The organism is Vibrio sp. 10N.261.52.A1 (assembly GCF_002876325.1).
In the GTDB taxonomy this organism is placed as follows: Bacteria; Pseudomonadota; Gammaproteobacteria; order Enterobacterales; family Vibrionaceae; genus Vibrio; species Vibrio chagasii.
Window position 1 is genome coordinate 1 of record NZ_MCYD01001247.1, and the last position, 14,636, is coordinate 14,636.

General features: G+C 46.0%; 13 protein-coding genes. 8 read left to right on the top strand and 5 right to left on the bottom strand.

The window, feature by feature from the left end; all coding sequences use genetic code 11:
• Positions 1 to 212 precede the first annotated feature (212 nt).
• Together BCT81_RS26270 and BCT81_RS26275 are read left to right on the top strand one after the other, a co-directional pair.
• The gene (locus BCT81_RS26270) at positions 213 to 2,300 is read left to right on the top strand and encodes an alpha-amylase (protein WP_102426365.1); all 2,088 of its coding nucleotides are present in this window, start codon (positions 213 to 215) and stop codon (positions 2,298 to 2,300) included.
• A gap of 250 nt (positions 2,301 to 2,550) precedes the next feature.
• Complete coding sequence (locus tag BCT81_RS26275) at positions 2,551 to 3,804, top strand: valine--pyruvate transaminase (RefSeq protein ID WP_102426366.1); 1,254 nt, start codon at positions 2,551 to 2,553, stop codon at positions 3,802 to 3,804.
• Between the two features lie 157 nt (positions 3,805 to 3,961).
• Here the strand turns inward: BCT81_RS26275 and BCT81_RS26280 are convergent, their stop codons facing one another.
• The 5 genes from BCT81_RS26280 to dnaA form a co-directional block, all read right to left on the bottom strand.
• Entirely contained in the window at positions 3,962 to 4,396 is a 435-nt protein-coding gene (locus tag BCT81_RS26280; RefSeq protein WP_004739258.1) for an Hsp20 family protein, read from the bottom strand.
• 407 nt (positions 4,397 to 4,803) lie between these two features.
• Positions 4,804 to 7,221: a DNA topoisomerase (ATP-hydrolyzing) subunit B gene (gyrB, locus tag BCT81_RS26285; RefSeq protein ID WP_102426367.1), complete on the bottom strand. Its 2,418-nt coding sequence runs from the start codon at positions 7,219 to 7,221 to the stop codon at positions 4,804 to 4,806.
• 17 nt (positions 7,222 to 7,238) lie between these two features.
• Positions 7,239 to 8,318: a DNA replication/repair protein RecF gene (gene recF, locus BCT81_RS26290; RefSeq protein WP_004739261.1), complete on the bottom strand. Its 1,080-nt coding sequence runs from the start codon at positions 8,316 to 8,318 to the stop codon at positions 7,239 to 7,241.
• A gap of 37 nt (positions 8,319 to 8,355) precedes the next feature.
• Positions 8,356 to 9,456 carry a DNA polymerase III subunit beta gene (gene dnaN, locus BCT81_RS26295; protein WP_063522131.1) on the bottom strand — a complete coding sequence of 367 codons (1,101 nt, stop codon included), beginning with the start codon at positions 9,454 to 9,456 and terminating at the stop codon, positions 8,356 to 8,358.
• Between the two features lie 81 nt (positions 9,457 to 9,537).
• Positions 9,538 to 10,965: a chromosomal replication initiator protein DnaA gene (gene dnaA / locus BCT81_RS26300; RefSeq protein ID WP_004739264.1), complete on the bottom strand. Its 1,428-nt coding sequence runs from the start codon at positions 10,963 to 10,965 to the stop codon at positions 9,538 to 9,540.
• Positions 10,966 to 11,275: 310 nt separating this feature from the next.
• Here dnaA and BCT81_RS26305 point away from each other — a divergent pair, with 310 nt between their 5' ends.
• From BCT81_RS26305 to yidD, 6 genes are all read left to right on the top strand, one after another.
• Positions 11,276 to 12,025 carry an amino acid ABC transporter substrate-binding protein gene (locus BCT81_RS26305; RefSeq protein ID WP_102426368.1) on the top strand — a complete coding sequence of 250 codons (750 nt, stop codon included), beginning with the start codon at positions 11,276 to 11,278 and terminating at the stop codon, positions 12,023 to 12,025.
• Between the two features lie 115 nt (positions 12,026 to 12,140).
• A complete protein-coding gene (locus BCT81_RS26310) occupies positions 12,141 to 12,812 on the top strand; it encodes an amino acid ABC transporter permease (RefSeq protein WP_004739268.1) in 672 nt (223 codons plus the stop codon).
• Complete coding sequence (locus BCT81_RS26315) at positions 12,809 to 13,546, top strand: amino acid ABC transporter ATP-binding protein (protein WP_008224668.1); 738 nt, start codon at positions 12,809 to 12,811, stop codon at positions 13,544 to 13,546. Before BCT81_RS26310 ends, BCT81_RS26315 begins: the two co-directional genes overlap by 4 nt.
• 206 nt (positions 13,547 to 13,752) lie before the next feature.
• Positions 13,753 to 13,887 carry a 50S ribosomal protein L34 gene (gene rpmH, locus BCT81_RS26320; RefSeq protein ID WP_004735800.1) on the top strand — a complete coding sequence of 45 codons (135 nt, stop codon included), beginning with the start codon at positions 13,753 to 13,755 and terminating at the stop codon, positions 13,885 to 13,887.
• A gap of 45 nt (positions 13,888 to 13,932) precedes the next feature.
• Positions 13,933 to 14,256, top strand: coding sequence for a ribonuclease P protein component (rnpA, locus tag BCT81_RS26325; RefSeq protein ID WP_017055478.1), 324 nt, complete (start codon positions 13,933 to 13,935; stop codon positions 14,254 to 14,256).
• A complete protein-coding gene (yidD, locus tag BCT81_RS26330; RefSeq protein ID WP_102426369.1) occupies positions 14,223 to 14,480 on the top strand; it encodes a membrane protein insertion efficiency factor YidD in 258 nt (85 codons plus the stop codon). The genes rnpA and yidD overlap by 34 nt, the downstream gene beginning before the upstream one ends.
• Positions 14,481 to 14,636: the final 156 nt, after the last annotated feature.

Genomic DNA, 14,636 nt, shown 5'->3' on the forward strand with positions numbered 1-14,636 from the left:
ACAAAAATAAGTACGAGTGAGAAAGCTGTTCAAAGCGATGCTCTGAGCAACAAAAGGTAAACACCCAAAGGGAAGCGAAAGCTTCCCTTTTTGTTTTTGTGAACCAAGCATTTGTTTGTAGAGGTGTTATTGATTAACTGAATGAATCAGCACTCAGACTGTATAGGGCATTGTTTGCTATAACTGACCTGTTTATTCAGGGGAAGGGAACAATGAAAAAAACAGTACTCGCACTTTCAATGCTTGCACTCAGCGCATGCAGCCAAACCAGCGACAACAACCTATTACTGACGATTGATAACGAGACCGTGGTATTCGAATCGTCAGGCAAAGGCACTGTAATCGCAGAACAGGAACTCGCTAAAGGTAGCTATACCTTCTCTATCAGCGACAGTAAAAATACCTGTGGCACCAACTATGCACTGGCGGAAGAGAGTCGCATTAAATTCAATAAACCCCTTCGCCTAGACGATTGCGCTGAGAAATCAGAGCTCGCTATTAAGGTCTTTCGCGCGAATACCTACCAATTTACACTCAACCCGCAAACCAATGAGTTAACGGTTCAAATAAAACCAAAACAGCAACAAGCCCAAAGCTTTGCTTGTCCGGTTCCTAGTGACGGGCCAACCACCATCAATGTTGCTCAAACCTTTGATGATGGCACCTTGATCAGAGATGCCCTTTCCGGAATACAAACCACGGTCACTAACGGCAGTATCACCATACAACCAGCTGAAAGTAGCCAAGGCGTCTTATTACTAGAAAAGGTTGAGCCTGAAACCAAAGCAGATTTTAGTTGGGATAATGCCACGGTCTACTTCGTGATGACCGACCGCTTCCACAACGGCAACCCTGACAACGACAATAGCTACGGCCGTAGCCAAGACGGACACGATGAAATCGGCACATTCCATGGCGGTGACCTAGCAGGCTTAACCGAAAAGCTCGACTACATAGAGTCACTCGGTGCTAATGCTATCTGGATTACCTCTCCCTTAGAGCAGATACATGGTTGGGTTGGCGGCGGTGACCGTGGTGATTTCAAACATTATGGCTACCATGGTTACTACCATCAAGATTGGACCAAACTTGATGGCAACATGGGTACCGAAGACGAGCTAAAAACCTTCATCGATACTGCGCACAGCAAAGGTATTCGTGTCGTTTGGGACATAGTCATGAACCATACTGGCTACGCTACCCTGGCCGATATGCAGGAGTTCGACTTTGGTAAGCTCAACCTGAGTGATGAAGAAGCAACAAAAACGCTTGGTGATAACTGGACAGATTGGCAACCCGCAAAAGGTCAGAACTGGCACTACTTCAACAACTACATCTCTTACGGCGATAAAGAAGCGTGGGAAAAGTGGTGGGGCAAAGCCTGGCTGCGCAGCGATATCGGTGCTTACGACTCTCCGGGTTACAACAACCTGACCATGTCATTGGCGCACTTACCTGATTTCAAAACAGAATCGACGGAAACCACAGGGCTCCCGAACTTCTATCGCAACAAATCCACCAGCGCGACTGATGAACTCAAAACACCCCGTGACCACCTCATCACTTGGCTTTCAGACTGGGTTCGTGAATACGGCGTGGATGGTTTTAGAGTCGATACCGCAAAACACGTTGAGCTCGAAGCCTGGGCAGAGCTAAAAGAGAGCGCCAACCAAGCACTGGCTGAATGGAAACAGAATAACCCTGACAAAGCCTTAGATGACTTACCATTTTGGATGACCGGCGAAGTGTGGGCACACAGCGTGGTGAAATCAGATTACTTCGCCAACGGATTTGATTCGATCATCAACTTCGAATTCCAGAGTGATATCGCACCAAAGGCGCTCAAATGTTTGTCTGATCTCGACGCTGATTACCTTCGCTACGCAGAGAAGATCAACAGTGACAGCGAGTTCAACGTGTTGAGTTACTTATCCTCTCACGACACCTCGCTATTCTGGACGCAGCACGGCAGTGACTTTGCCAAACAGACCAAAGCGGCAAACGCATTGATGTTGGCTCCGGGTGCAGTCCAGATCTATTACGGAGATGAGATCGCCCGTGATTTCGGCCCAACGGGTTCCGACCCTATGCAGGGTACTCGTTCAGACATGCCTTGGGAGCAAATCACCGGAGAGCGTGCCGAGCTGTTAAAGCACTGGCAAGCACTCGGACAATTCCGCCAACGCCACCCTGCTGTCGCTCAAGGAAAGCACATCATCCGCAACAGCAAGGGCTACTATGCGTTTGAGCGCCAATACCAAGATGACAAGGTGTTGGTTGTGTATACCGGCTCGAAATAAGCCAGCAGGTTTAAACAGTCAAAACTCATGGAGAAGCTTCGGCTTCTCCTTTTTGATCTCAAAAACTAGTGCAATAAGCAAGCAGTCACTCATTAGCCAAACTTTATAGAAGTTTTTTACGTGTTAGAGCATTTGGCGCTATGCGTCGCAAAAACATTGCGGTATGTTCAAGGATTACACTGATGGCAGACATAAGGTCTGCCTTAATGACACATAACAAGCAATCACAATGAATTAGGTAAAATAAGTAATGCAGTTCTCTAAGTTTGGCGAAAAGTTTAATCGATACTCTGGAATCACTCGTTTAATGGATGATTTGAATGATGGCCTGCGCACTCCTGGCGCAATCATGCTTGGTGGTGGCAACCCAGCCGCTATCCCTGCCATGCTCGATTACTTTAACCAAGCCAGTGCCGACATGCTCGCCAGTGGAGAACTCATCGCCGCCCTCGCCAACTACGATGGCCCACAAGGCAAAGACAGCTTTATTAAGTCTTTAGCAGCTATGCTGAAAGAGACCTATGGCTGGGACATCAGCGAGAAGAACATCAGCCTAACTAACGGCAGTCAAAGCGGCTTCTTTTATCTATTCAACCTACTAGCAGGCCAACAGCCTGATGGCTCACATAAGAAGATCTTGCTGCCGATCGCGCCGGAATACATCGGTTACGGTGATGCAGGCATTGATGACGACATCTTTATCTCTTACCACCCTGAGATCGAGCTACTAGAAAACCGCCAGTTCAAATACCACGTCGATTTCGAACAGCTAAAAGTGGATGACTCCGTTGCTGCTATCTGTGCGTCTCGCCCAACTAACCCAACCGGTAACGTACTGACCGACGAAGAAGTGCGTAAACTGGATAAGCTGGCACGTGACAACAACATCCCACTGCTGATCGACAATGCTTACGGCCTACCATTTCCAAACATCATCTTTGAAGATGTGGAACCATTCTGGAATGAAAACACGATTCTGTGCATGAGCCTTTCTAAGCTTGGTTTGCCTGGTGTGCGTTGCGGTATCGTGATTGCGAGCGAAGAAGTAACCCAAGCGCTAACCAACATGAATGGCATCATCAGCTTAGCGCCAAGCAGTGTTGGGCCAGCTATCGCCAACCACATGATTGAAAACGGTGATCTGCTGCGCTTGAGCAGTGAAGTGATCAAGCCTTTCTATAAAGAGAAGTCTTTGCGCGCCGTTGAACTGCTGCAAGAAGCGATTGATGACCCGCGTTTCCGTATTCACAAACCTGAAGGCGCTATCTTCTTATGGCTATGGTTTGATGAACTGCCAATCACCACCATGGAACTGTACGACAGATTAAAAGCTCGTGGTGTATTGATTGTTCCAGGTGAATACTTCTTTATCGGCCAAGAAGACGAGTGGGATCATGCTCATCAGTGCCTACGTATGAACTACGTACAAGACGATGAAGCGATGCAGAAGGGTATTGCGATCATTGCGGAAGAAGTGAAAAAGGCTTACAGCGAAAGTAAATAGAGATTCCCTACTCGGTCGTTCCTCCCTCTATGGAATGACGTTAGAAGGACAAACAAAAAGAGCACCTCATAGGTGCTCTTTCACTTTTACTTCCCGATAATGTTTGTCACTTGAATACCCTAAATAATTGGGGCTGTAGCTTCAAGTATGACGGGTATTAGCCTTCTAGTAGGCTATTACCATTGATAGCAATCTTACGTGGTTGCATCGCTTCTGGGATTTCGCGCTCTAGGTCGATGTGAAGAAGACCATTTTCCATGCTCGCACCGACCACTTTTACGTAGTCTGCTAGTTGGAATTTACGCTCGAAATCACGCTCGGCGATACCTTGGTACACATAGGTTTTTTCTGCTTCAGGTTTACGCTCACCTTTAACAATTAGCATATTCTCTTTCTGAGTCAGGTCTAATTGGTCATCAGCAAAACCAGCAACAGCCATAGTGATACGGTAGTTGTTCTCGTCTTTTTGCTCGATGTTGTATGGAGGGTAACCGCCAGAAGTGTTCTTCGATGTGTTCGCTTCCATCATGTTGAATAGACGATCGAAGCCGATTGCGTTGCGGTAAAGTGGAGTGAAATCTACAGTTCTCATAATGCTATCCTTTTAGTAAGCAATAGTCTTAGCTGCGAATTTTACTTAGATCGAACCTGTGTATGAGACCAAGTAAACAGCTAAGAGATTCAATTCGCATTCCTCGGGTTTCACCTCTATTGGCGACAACACTGGGACATGACAGTGAATCAATTTTTAAGTTGTGTGCTGCTAAAGTTATCCTCTGTTGAGCGATACTTTGTCAGCGGTAATGAAGGTTCTGTTTCTTCTCTTGTAGAGCAAGACGAGTCATCCTCTTCATAAATAGATATATGGATTGAGCAAAATAGTTTCAAGGGATTATTTTCAATTATTTTTCAATTCAATATTTTTCAATCACTTAAAAACAAAAAAGACCGCCATTTCTGGCAGTCTTTTACGGAATTTAGATTGCTTTTGGGGACAATCTACACATCCAAGTTAGCAACCTTCAATGCGTTTTCCTCGATGAAGTTACGACGAGGTTCAACTTGGTCACCCATTAACGTAGTGAACAGTTGGTCAGCGCCAACCGCATCTTCAATCGTTACTTGCATCATACGACGTGTCTCTGGGTCCATTGTGGTTTCCCAAAGCTGATCTGGGTTCATCTCACCTAGACCTTTGTATCGTTGTAGGCTTAGACCACGACGAGACTCTTTAATCAACCAGTTCAACGCTTCAACAAAGTTTGATACTGCTTGAGTACGCTCACCACGTTTAATGTAAGCGCCCTCTTCAATCAGGCCATCTAACGCTTCTGATAAGCTTGCTAGCTTGCCGTACTCTTTCGAGTTAAACAGATCAACGCTTAGCGCGTGTTCGTGTGTCACACCGTGAGTACGAACCACAATCTTAGGTAGGCTTAGACCTAGCTCTTCATGCTTCTCAACTTCTAGAGAGTACTGGCTTGCACCAACCTCTTTCGCGTTCAGTTGTTCTACTAGCTGCTTGCCCCATGCTTCTACTGCTGACTCATCGTGACACTGCTCTGCAGTTAGACGAGGCATGTAGATCATTTCATGCATTAGAGCATGTGGGTAACGGCGGCTCATACGCTCCACCAGCTTGATACCAGAGTTGTATTGCTGAACTAGCTTCTCTAGTGCTTCACCTGCCAATGCTGGTGCATCAGGGTTTACGTGTAGCGCTGCGTTGTCTAGAGCCAATGCCACTTGGTATTGGTTCATTGCATCTTCATCTTTGATGTACTGCTCTTGCTTGCCTTTCTTCACTTTGTAAAGCGGTGGCTGAGCGATGTAGATGTAGCCACGCTCAATAAGCTCAGGCATTTGACGGTAGAAGAAAGTCAATAGTAGCGTACGAATGTGCGAACCATCGACATCGGCATCGGTCATGATGATGATGTTGTGGTAACGCAGCTTATCTGGGTTGTATTCGTCGCGACCAATACCACAGCCAAGAGCTGTGATTAAGGTTGCCACTTCTTGTGAAGAAAGCATCTTGTCGAAACGTGCTTTCTCTACGTTTAGGATCTTACCTTTTAGTGGAAGAATCGCTTGGTTCTTACGGTTACGGCCTTGTTTTGCGGAGCCGCCTGCCGAGTCACCCTCCACTATGTATAGTTCAGACAGTGCAGGATCTTTTTCCTGACAGTCTGCAAGCTTGCCTGGTAGGCCCGCTAGGTCTAAAGCACCTTTACGACGCGTCATTTCACGTGCTTTACGCGCTGCATCACGAGCTCGTGCTGCATCGATAATTTTAGTACAAACGGTTTTCGCTTCTGTTGGGTTCTCGATAAGGAACTCAGACAGTTTTTCACCCATCGCTTGTTCAACGGCAGATTTCACTTCAGAAGAAACTAGCTTGTCTTTAGTTTGGCTAGAGAACTTAGGATCTGGCACTTTTACCGAGATAACAGCAGTCAGACCTTCACGAGCATCATCACCCGATGTTGCTGTCTTCGCTTTCTTAGAGAAGCCTTCCTTATCCATGAAGCTGTTCAGAGTACGCGTCAGCGCAGCACGGAAACCAGCAAGGTGAGTACCACCATCACGTTGAGGAATGTTGTTGGTGAAACAGTAGATGTTCTCTTGGTAACCATCATTCCATTGCATTGCTACTTCAACAGTAATGCCATCTTCACGTTCGTGGTCGAAGTGGAAGATTTTTTGGATGATTGGTGTTTTGTTGGTGTTTAGGTGATCAACGAACGCCTGAATACCACCTTCAAACATGAAGTGATCTGATTTATCTTCTTCACGCTCATCAATTAGCTTGATAGAAACGCCTGAGTTTAGGAACGACAGTTCACGTAGACGTTTAGCTAGAATATCGTAGTGGAAAAGTACATTTGAGAATGTCTCTTCACTTGGCCAGAAACGGATTTCTGTACCCGTTTTGTCCGTATCACCAATCACAGCTAGTGGCGCTTGAGGCTCACCGTGGTGGTACGTTTGAGTATGGATTTGACCACCGCGGTGGATAGTAAGAGTAACCTGCTTAGACAGTGCGTTTACTACTGAAACACCTACACCGTGCAAGCCACCTGATACCTTGTATGAGTTATCATCGAACTTACCACCAGCGTGAAGAACCGTCATGATTACTTCAGCAGCAGACACGTTCTCTTCTGGGTGAATTTCAGTTGGAATACCACGGCCGTCATCGCGTACCGATACTGAATTGTCTTCATGGATAGTAACAATGATGTCATTACAGTGACCAGCAAGCGCTTCATCAATAGAGTTATCTACTACCTCGAAGACCATGTGGTGCAGACCGGTACCATCATCCGTGTCGCCAATGTACATTCCAGGACGCTTACGAACCGCATCCAGACCCTTCAGTACCTTAATACTCGATGAATCGTAATTATCTGACATAGTTACTCTCTGACTAATTATCCTTGCTCTATTTTGCCATGTTCCACATGAAACATCCTGCTATTTTCATCATGCATATCTGCAATCTGATCAGCGGTAATAGAGCTTACAAAAACTTGAGCCTCAGTCGCCTTTAAACACTCAGCAAGACGTGCGCGGCGTTGGCTATCTAATTCGGAAGCGAAGTCATCTATTAAATAGATACACTGCTTACCTGTCATTTGAGTGAGGTGTTGCCCTTGTGCTACTCGCAACGCACACACCATCAACTTCAATTGACCTCGTGACAAGACATCTTCCACTGGAGTGCCGTTCACTTTTATCTTCAGGTCCGCTTTGTTTGGTCCACTAAAGGTGTAACCAAGCTGCTGATCCCTTTCAAAATTCTTCTCTAATATCTCGGCGTATGGAGTATCTTTGTCCCAGCCGCGATAATAGTTAATCTTTATCTCAAACTCAGGTAGGAAGGTCGCGCAGATCTCTTCGGCGACTTCTTTAAGCTGATTGACGTAGGTGGCACGCCACTCACTGATGCTTTCCGCTAAACGGGCCAGTTCTTGGTCCCAGTAGCTCAGCTCTCGATAGTGTGTTGCCGTTTTCAATAAGGCGTTTCGCTGCTTATTGAGGCGCTTTACCCTGCCCCATGCATCATAGAAACCCGATTCACTGTGGAAGACTCCCCAATCAATGAATGCGCGTCGATGCTTAGGTCCATCTGTCAGTAAATCAAACCCTTCCGGGTGAATCAACTGCAAAGGTAAGACTTGCGCTAACTGCGCGAGTTTTTGCCCAGTTTGACCGCTTATTTTAACCTCTGTTGTACCATCGCGCTGCTTATTAATGCCAATTGGCAGCTCAAATTGATCCGAGGTCATAAAACGGCCGTGCACAAACAGCTCGCTACACTCATTTTGTATGATGCGTCCCGTTAGGGAACTCTTAAATGAGCGACCGTGGCCGAGCAGATATACCGCTTCAAGGACACTGGTTTTACCGCTTCCGTTAGGCCCTATAAGAAAGTTAAAGCCTGATGACGGTTGAATGTCACAGGCTTCAATATTTCTAAACTGCTTAACGATTAGACGAGAGAGTGGCATAGCATCATCATATTAATCATTAACGATGGCACCAACTCTATAGACGGATTGGCATAACAACGTACATTGCGCTGTCATCTTGTGCATTTTCAATCAAGGCACTCGCGTTCGCGTCTGACATTGAGATACGAACCTGTTCACAACGCAGTGTATTCAATACATCAAGTACATAGCTTACGTTGAAGCCGATCTCTAGCGCGTCACCATCATAAGTCACGTCTAGCATCTCTTCGGCTTCTTCTTGCTCTGGGTTGTTGGCGGTAATGCGCATCTCGCTATCTGCAAGGTTCACGCGAACACCACGGAATTTTTCATTCGACAGAATCGCTGCACGAGAGAACGCTGAACGTAGTTCATCACAGCCAGCTTCTAGTGTCTTGGTGGTATTTTGCGGCATTACGCGGCGATAATCAGGGAAGCGACCATCAACCAGCTTCGAAGTGAAGACATAGTTGTTCACTTCAGCACGCACGTTTGAGTTACCAATTTGCAGCGTTACTGGTTGCTCAGGCGCATCCAATAGCTTCACTAGCTCTTGCACACCTTTACGAGGCACGATGATCTGCTTCTGTGCAAAATCAGCACCAAGCTGAGCTTGAGATACCGCCATACGGTGACCATCAGTCGCCACACTGCGTAGAGTCGAGCCTTCAATCTCAAACAACATACCGTTAAGGTAGTAACGAACGTCTTGGTTCGCCATTGAGAATTGAGTTTTTTCGATAAGACCACGCAGTTCAGCTTGTGTCACAGACACTTCAACTTCACTGCTCCAGTCTTCAATATTAGGGAAATCGGCCGCTGGCAAGGTTGCCAATGAGAAGCGGCTACGACCAGAGCGTACTTGAACACGGTCGCCATCCAATACCACAGTGATCACTGAGCTATCTGGTAAACCACGGCAGATATCTAGGAATTTACGAGAAGGCACTGTAATGCTGCCCGCTTCAAAATCACCTTCAAGCGTTACACGGCTGATCAGTTCAACTTCTAGGTCCGTTGCTGTCATCGACAACACGTTATCTTCTACCTTAATTAGTAGGTTTCCTAGAATTGGAAGTGTTGGCCTGCCACCTAGCGCGCCAGACACTTGTTGTAACGGCTTAATTAGATGACTACGTTCAATGGTAAATTTCATATCTTGCTCTTACGGTCTAAATGGCACGCAACATAGGTGCGTGACCAAGATTCTGCTTATTAAGGTTAAGAATACTGTGTATTAAGAAGAAAGGGTACGAATCAAGTTCGAATAATCTTCTTTAATGTCGTGGCTCTCTTCACGCAGCTGAGCAATCTTACGGCAAGCGTGCAGTACCGTGGTGTGGTCACGACCACCAAATGCATCACCAATCTCAGGCAAGCTGTGGTTAGTCAGCTCTTTCGCCAATGCCATCGCCAATTGACGTGGACGAGCAACAGAACGAGAACGACGCTTAGACAGCAGGTCAGCCACTTTGATTTTGTAGTACTCAGCAACGGTCTTCTGAATATTATCGATAGTAACCAGCTTCTCTTGCAGTGCCAGTAGATCACGTAGCGCTTCGCGTACGAAATCGATAGTGATTGGACGACCAGTGAAGTTCGCATTCGCGATAACACGGTTCAGTGCGCCTTCGAGCTCACGAACGTTAGAACGCAGACGCTTAGCAATAAAGAATGCCACTTCATCTGCAAGGTGGATTTGATGGTCTTCTGCCTTCTTCATTAAGATCGCAACACGCGTCTCAAGCTCTGGTGGCTCAATCGCAACCGTCAAACCCCAACCGAAACGAGATTTAAGACGATCTTCTACGCCGTTGATCTCTTTTGGATAACGGTCAGAAGTTAGGATGATCTGTTGGTTGCCTTCAAGCAGCGCATTAAAGGTATGGAAGAACTCTTCTTGAGAACGCTCTTTATTAGCGAAGAATTGGATGTCATCGATAAGCAATGCATCAACACTACGGTAGTAGCGTTTAAATTCTTCGATCGCGTTGTTTTGTAGCGCTTTAACCATATCCTGAACAAAACGCTCAGAGTGCATGTAAACCACTTTTGCATTCGGCTTGCCATCAACAATGGCATTACCTACCGCGTGCAACAAGTGAGTTTTACCTAGGCCGGTGCCACCGTATAGAAATAGTGGGTTGTATGCCGCGCCTGGGTTATCTGCCACCTGACGTGCTGCAGCCAAACCAAGTTGGTTCGACTTACCCTCAACAAAGTTATTGAACTTGTGTTTAGGGTTCACGTTTGAACGGTGGTTGATGTCCACATCCACAGGCTCTTCATCGCGCCATGTGTTATGAACAGGCTTACGAGCTTGCAGCTGTGCAGGCGCCGACGACTCTGCCGCTACATCCGCAGCCGTACGAGTTGGCGCAGGAGCCGATGCAGGTGCTGCCGGCTTAGGTGCCGATACACGCTTGCTGCCGACTTCAAAATGCAGATGCGGGATATCGTTGCCGCAATATTCTTGCAACAGACGGTTAATGCTATTTAAGTACTTATCACGAACCCAATCGAGTACGAAACGGTTCGGTGCAAATAGAGTTAGAGTATTGTCATTGAGCTCCGCTTGTAACGGACGAACCCACATACTGAATTCTGTAGCTGGTAACTCTTCTTGAAGCTGTTGCAAACACTGCAACCAAAGCGAAGATGACACGGTGCCCCCACTCTATTTAAGTAATATGAAATGACTGCTAATTTTACCTGTTGATAAGTCAGATCACCAGCAATTGATCACAGATCCAGTGAATAAGATCCAAGTTATTCACAATAAATTTGTAATTAACCGGCGGATCCGCACATCTTGCCCCTAATTTACTCACACAAGGATCCACTTATGCCCGGATCCTTGCTAGTTATCCCCAAAACGAGAATGCGATCTAGTTATGGTTAATAACATCTGGTTATTTATTCTATCGAGCAATTTACCAGTAACATCCAATCCCATAAATATAAGGAGTTACCAAATGAATAACTGGATTAAGGCTGCAATTGCGGCTATCGCACTCTCTGCTGCTACTGTTCAAGCTGCGACTGAAGTAAAAGTCGGCATGTCTGGTCGCTATTTCCCATTTACTTTTGTTAAACAAGACCAGCTACAAGGTTTTGAAGTGGATTTATGGGATGAGATCGGTAAACGTAACGACTACAAGGTTGAGTACGTGACAGCGAACTTCTCTGGTCTGTTTGGTCTTCTTGAAACGGGTAGAATCGATACCATTTCTAACCAGATTACAATGACGGATGCACGTAAAGCGAAATACCTATTCGCAGACCCATACGTAGTAGACGGCGCACAAATTACCGTTCGTAAGGGTAATGACAGCATTAAAGGTATCGAAGACCTTGAAGGTAAGACTGTTGCGGTAAACCTAGGCTCGAACTTTGAACAACTGCTACGCAGCTACGACAAAGATGGCAAGATCAACGTGAAAACCTATGACACAGGTATTGAACACGATGTCGCTCTTGGTCGTGCTGATGCATTCGTTATGGATCGCCTATCTGCACTAGAGCTTATCAAGAAGACTGGTCTACCATTACAGCTAGCAGGTCAGCCATTCGAAACGATTGAAAATGCTTGGCCTTTCGTAGACAACGAAAACGGTAAGAAACTACAAGCCGAAGTAAACGAAGCATTAGCAGCAATGCGCGCAGATGGTACGCTAGAAAGTATCTCTCAGAAATGGTTTGGTGCGGACATTACTCAGAAGTAATCACTCACTCTCCATTCAAGGCCCACTGCTTTATACAGCGGTGGGCTTTTGCTTTTATATCACTGATAAAAACGCTTGATATCACGCGGCTTCCAATAAAAATACGAGATAGATTATGGGATTTGATTTTAACTACATGCTAGAGCTGCTACCGATACTGTTGAAGTATCTTGGCACCACCATGGAGATGGCGATTTGGGGCTTGTTCTTTGCTCTGATCCTGTCTGTGATACTGGCAAACATTCGTGTGTTCAAAATCCCAGTACTCGACCAACTCAGCCAACTTTATATTAGCTTCTTCCGTGGCACACCACTGCTGGTTCAGCTATTCCTCCTTTATTACGGTTTACCTCAGGTGTTCCCGTGGATGGTTGGCTTAGATGCATTCAGTGCTGCAGTCATTGGTTTAACCCTGCACTTTGCCGCTTACATGGCAGAAAGTATTCGCGCCGCGATTATCGGTATTGATCGCAGCCAGATGGAAGCGAGCCTTTCGGTAGGTATGACGACTAGCCAAGCGATGCGCCGAGTGATCTTGCCGCAAGCGACCCGTGTCGCTCTGCCTTCTCTGATGAACTACTTCATCGATATGATCAAATCGACCTCACTTGCCTTTACGCTAGGCGTGGCTGAGATTATGGCTAAGGCTCAAATGGAGGCATCTTCAAGCTTCCGTTTCTTCGAGGCTTTCTTGGCGGTTGCTCTTATTTACTGGGGCGTGGTGGTTATCCTCACTCGTATTCAAATCTGGGCCGAAGTGAAACTGAATAAGGCATACGTACGATGATCAAATTACAAAATATCCACAAGCACTTTGGTGACACCGAAGTTCTCAAAGGGATCGACCTAGAAATCAAGCAAGGTGAGATTATTGTTATCATAGGTTCGAGTGGTACAGGTAAGTCGACACTACTGCGCTGTGTGAACTTTCTTGAGCAAGCCGACCAAGGCACGATCTCGATTGATGACATCAAAGTCGATGCCCAAAAGCACACCAAAGCAGAGGTGCTAGCACTACGACGTAAGACTGGCTTTGTTTTCCAAAACTATGCCCTATTTGCTCACCAAACCGCCAAGCAGAACATTGCTGAAGGTTTGATTACAGTGCGTGGTTGGAAGAAGCAGCAAGCCTATGAAAAAGCACAACAAATACTTGATGATATCGGCCTAGGTGACAAAGCAGACAGCTACCCAGCAGCGCTTTCTGGCGGTCAGCAGCAACGTGTTGGTATTGGCCGTGCAATGGCACTCCAACCAGAGCTTTTACTGTTTGATGAACCAACTTCTGCGCTGGATCCTGAGTGGGTTGGCGAAGTACTTAACCTAATGAAAAAATTGGCAAACCAGCATCAAACCATGCTGGTGGTTACCCATGAAATGCAGTTCGCTAGAGAGGTCGCAGACCGAGTGATCTTCATGGCTGACGGTCACATTGTCGAGCAGGGATCTCCACAGGATATTTTTGGTAATCCACAAGATCCTAAATTAAAAAAATTCCTAAATAAGGTTGGGATCGACTAAGGATCCTTGTGATTTTAGTTATTCTACGTATAATCCCCCGACCGGAATTTTAGTTAACCCAATCATTGACACTTTTTGTGACAGTGATTACAATTCCGCCTCTTTGTTGAGAGGCGTCGGTTTTCCTTTCTTATATAAAGAAGAGAAAAAATGCCCACGCCGGGTTTAACAAAAACCTAAAACTACTGATCAGTAAGGTAATTACAATGAAACGCACTTTTCAACCTACAGTTCTAAAGCGTAAGCGTACTCACGGTTTCCGTGCTCGCATGGCTACTAAGAACGGTCGCGCAACAATCAATGCACGTCGTGCAAAAGGCCGTAAGCGTCTTTCTAAGTAATCTTTGATTATTTTGAATAAGCTAGCCTTCGGTCGGGAGTTACGCTTGTTAACTCCCGAACATTATCAAAATGTCTTCAAGCAAGCTCATCGAGCTGGCTCTCCTCATTTCACCATCATTGCTCGAAATAACTCTCTTTCAAATCCTCGTCTTGGATTAGCCGTTCCGAAAAAACAGATTAAAACAGCCGTGGGTCGTAATCGATTCAAGCGTCTTACTCGTGAAAGCTTTCGTAACACTCAGCACAAACTTCCTAACAAAGATTTTGTTGTAATCGCTAAGAAGAGCGCGCAAGATTTAAGCAATGAAGAAATGTTCAAGCTACTCGACAAATTATGGCTTCGCCTGTCTCGCCCTTCGCGTGGATAGCGCTAATACCCATCTATTTTTATAGATGGTTTATTAGTCCACTCATCGGCCCACGCTGCCGATTTACTCCAACCTGCTCTTTATATGCGATAGAAGCGTTGAAAGCTCACGGTTTTGTAAAAGGGTGTTGGTTATCAGGCAAACGTCTATTAAAATGCCATCCTTTGAACGATGGGGGCTTTGACCCCGTTCCACCAGTCCAAAAACAAGACAGAGATAAATAACGATGGATTCTCAACGTAATATCCTGTTAATCGCATTGGCTTTGGTTTCTTTCCTACTTTTCCAACAATGGAATGTAGCTAAGAACCCAGCTCCACAAGCGGTTGAGCAGGCACAATCTGGCAGCACCCTACCAGCGCCATCTTATGCAGATGATC

What these genes read in the sequence shown, in the direction of transcription:
- BCT81_RS26270 (WP_102426365.1), top strand. Translation starts at nt 213, where the DNA reads ATGAAAAAAACAGTACTCGCACTTTCAATGCTTGCACTCAGCGCATGC.
- BCT81_RS26310 (WP_004739268.1), top strand. Translation starts at nt 12,141, where the DNA reads ATGGGATTTGATTTTAACTACATGCTAGAGCTGCTACCGATACTGTTG.
- recF (WP_004739261.1), bottom strand. Translation starts at nt 8,318, where the DNA reads ATGCCACTCTCTCGTCTAATCGTTAAGCAGTTTAGAAATATTGAAGCC.
- yidD (WP_102426369.1), top strand. Translation starts at nt 14,223, where the DNA reads ATGGCTTCGCCTGTCTCGCCCTTCGCGTGGATAGCGCTAATACCCATC.
- rpmH (WP_004735800.1), top strand. Translation starts at nt 13,753, where the DNA reads ATGAAACGCACTTTTCAACCTACAGTTCTAAAGCGTAAGCGTACTCAC.
- gyrB (WP_102426367.1), bottom strand. Translation starts at nt 7,221, where the DNA reads ATGTCAGATAATTACGATTCATCGAGTATTAAGGTACTGAAGGGTCTG.
- BCT81_RS26305 (WP_102426368.1), top strand. Translation starts at nt 11,276, where the DNA reads ATGAATAACTGGATTAAGGCTGCAATTGCGGCTATCGCACTCTCTGCT.
- dnaN (WP_063522131.1), bottom strand. Translation starts at nt 9,456, where the DNA reads ATGAAATTTACCATTGAACGTAGTCATCTAATTAAGCCGTTACAACAA.
- BCT81_RS26280 (WP_004739258.1), bottom strand. Translation starts at nt 4,396, where the DNA reads ATGAGAACTGTAGATTTCACTCCACTTTACCGCAACGCAATCGGCTTC.
- BCT81_RS26275 (WP_102426366.1), top strand. Translation starts at nt 2,551, where the DNA reads ATGCAGTTCTCTAAGTTTGGCGAAAAGTTTAATCGATACTCTGGAATC.
- BCT81_RS26315 (WP_008224668.1), top strand. Translation starts at nt 12,809, where the DNA reads ATGATCAAATTACAAAATATCCACAAGCACTTTGGTGACACCGAAGTT.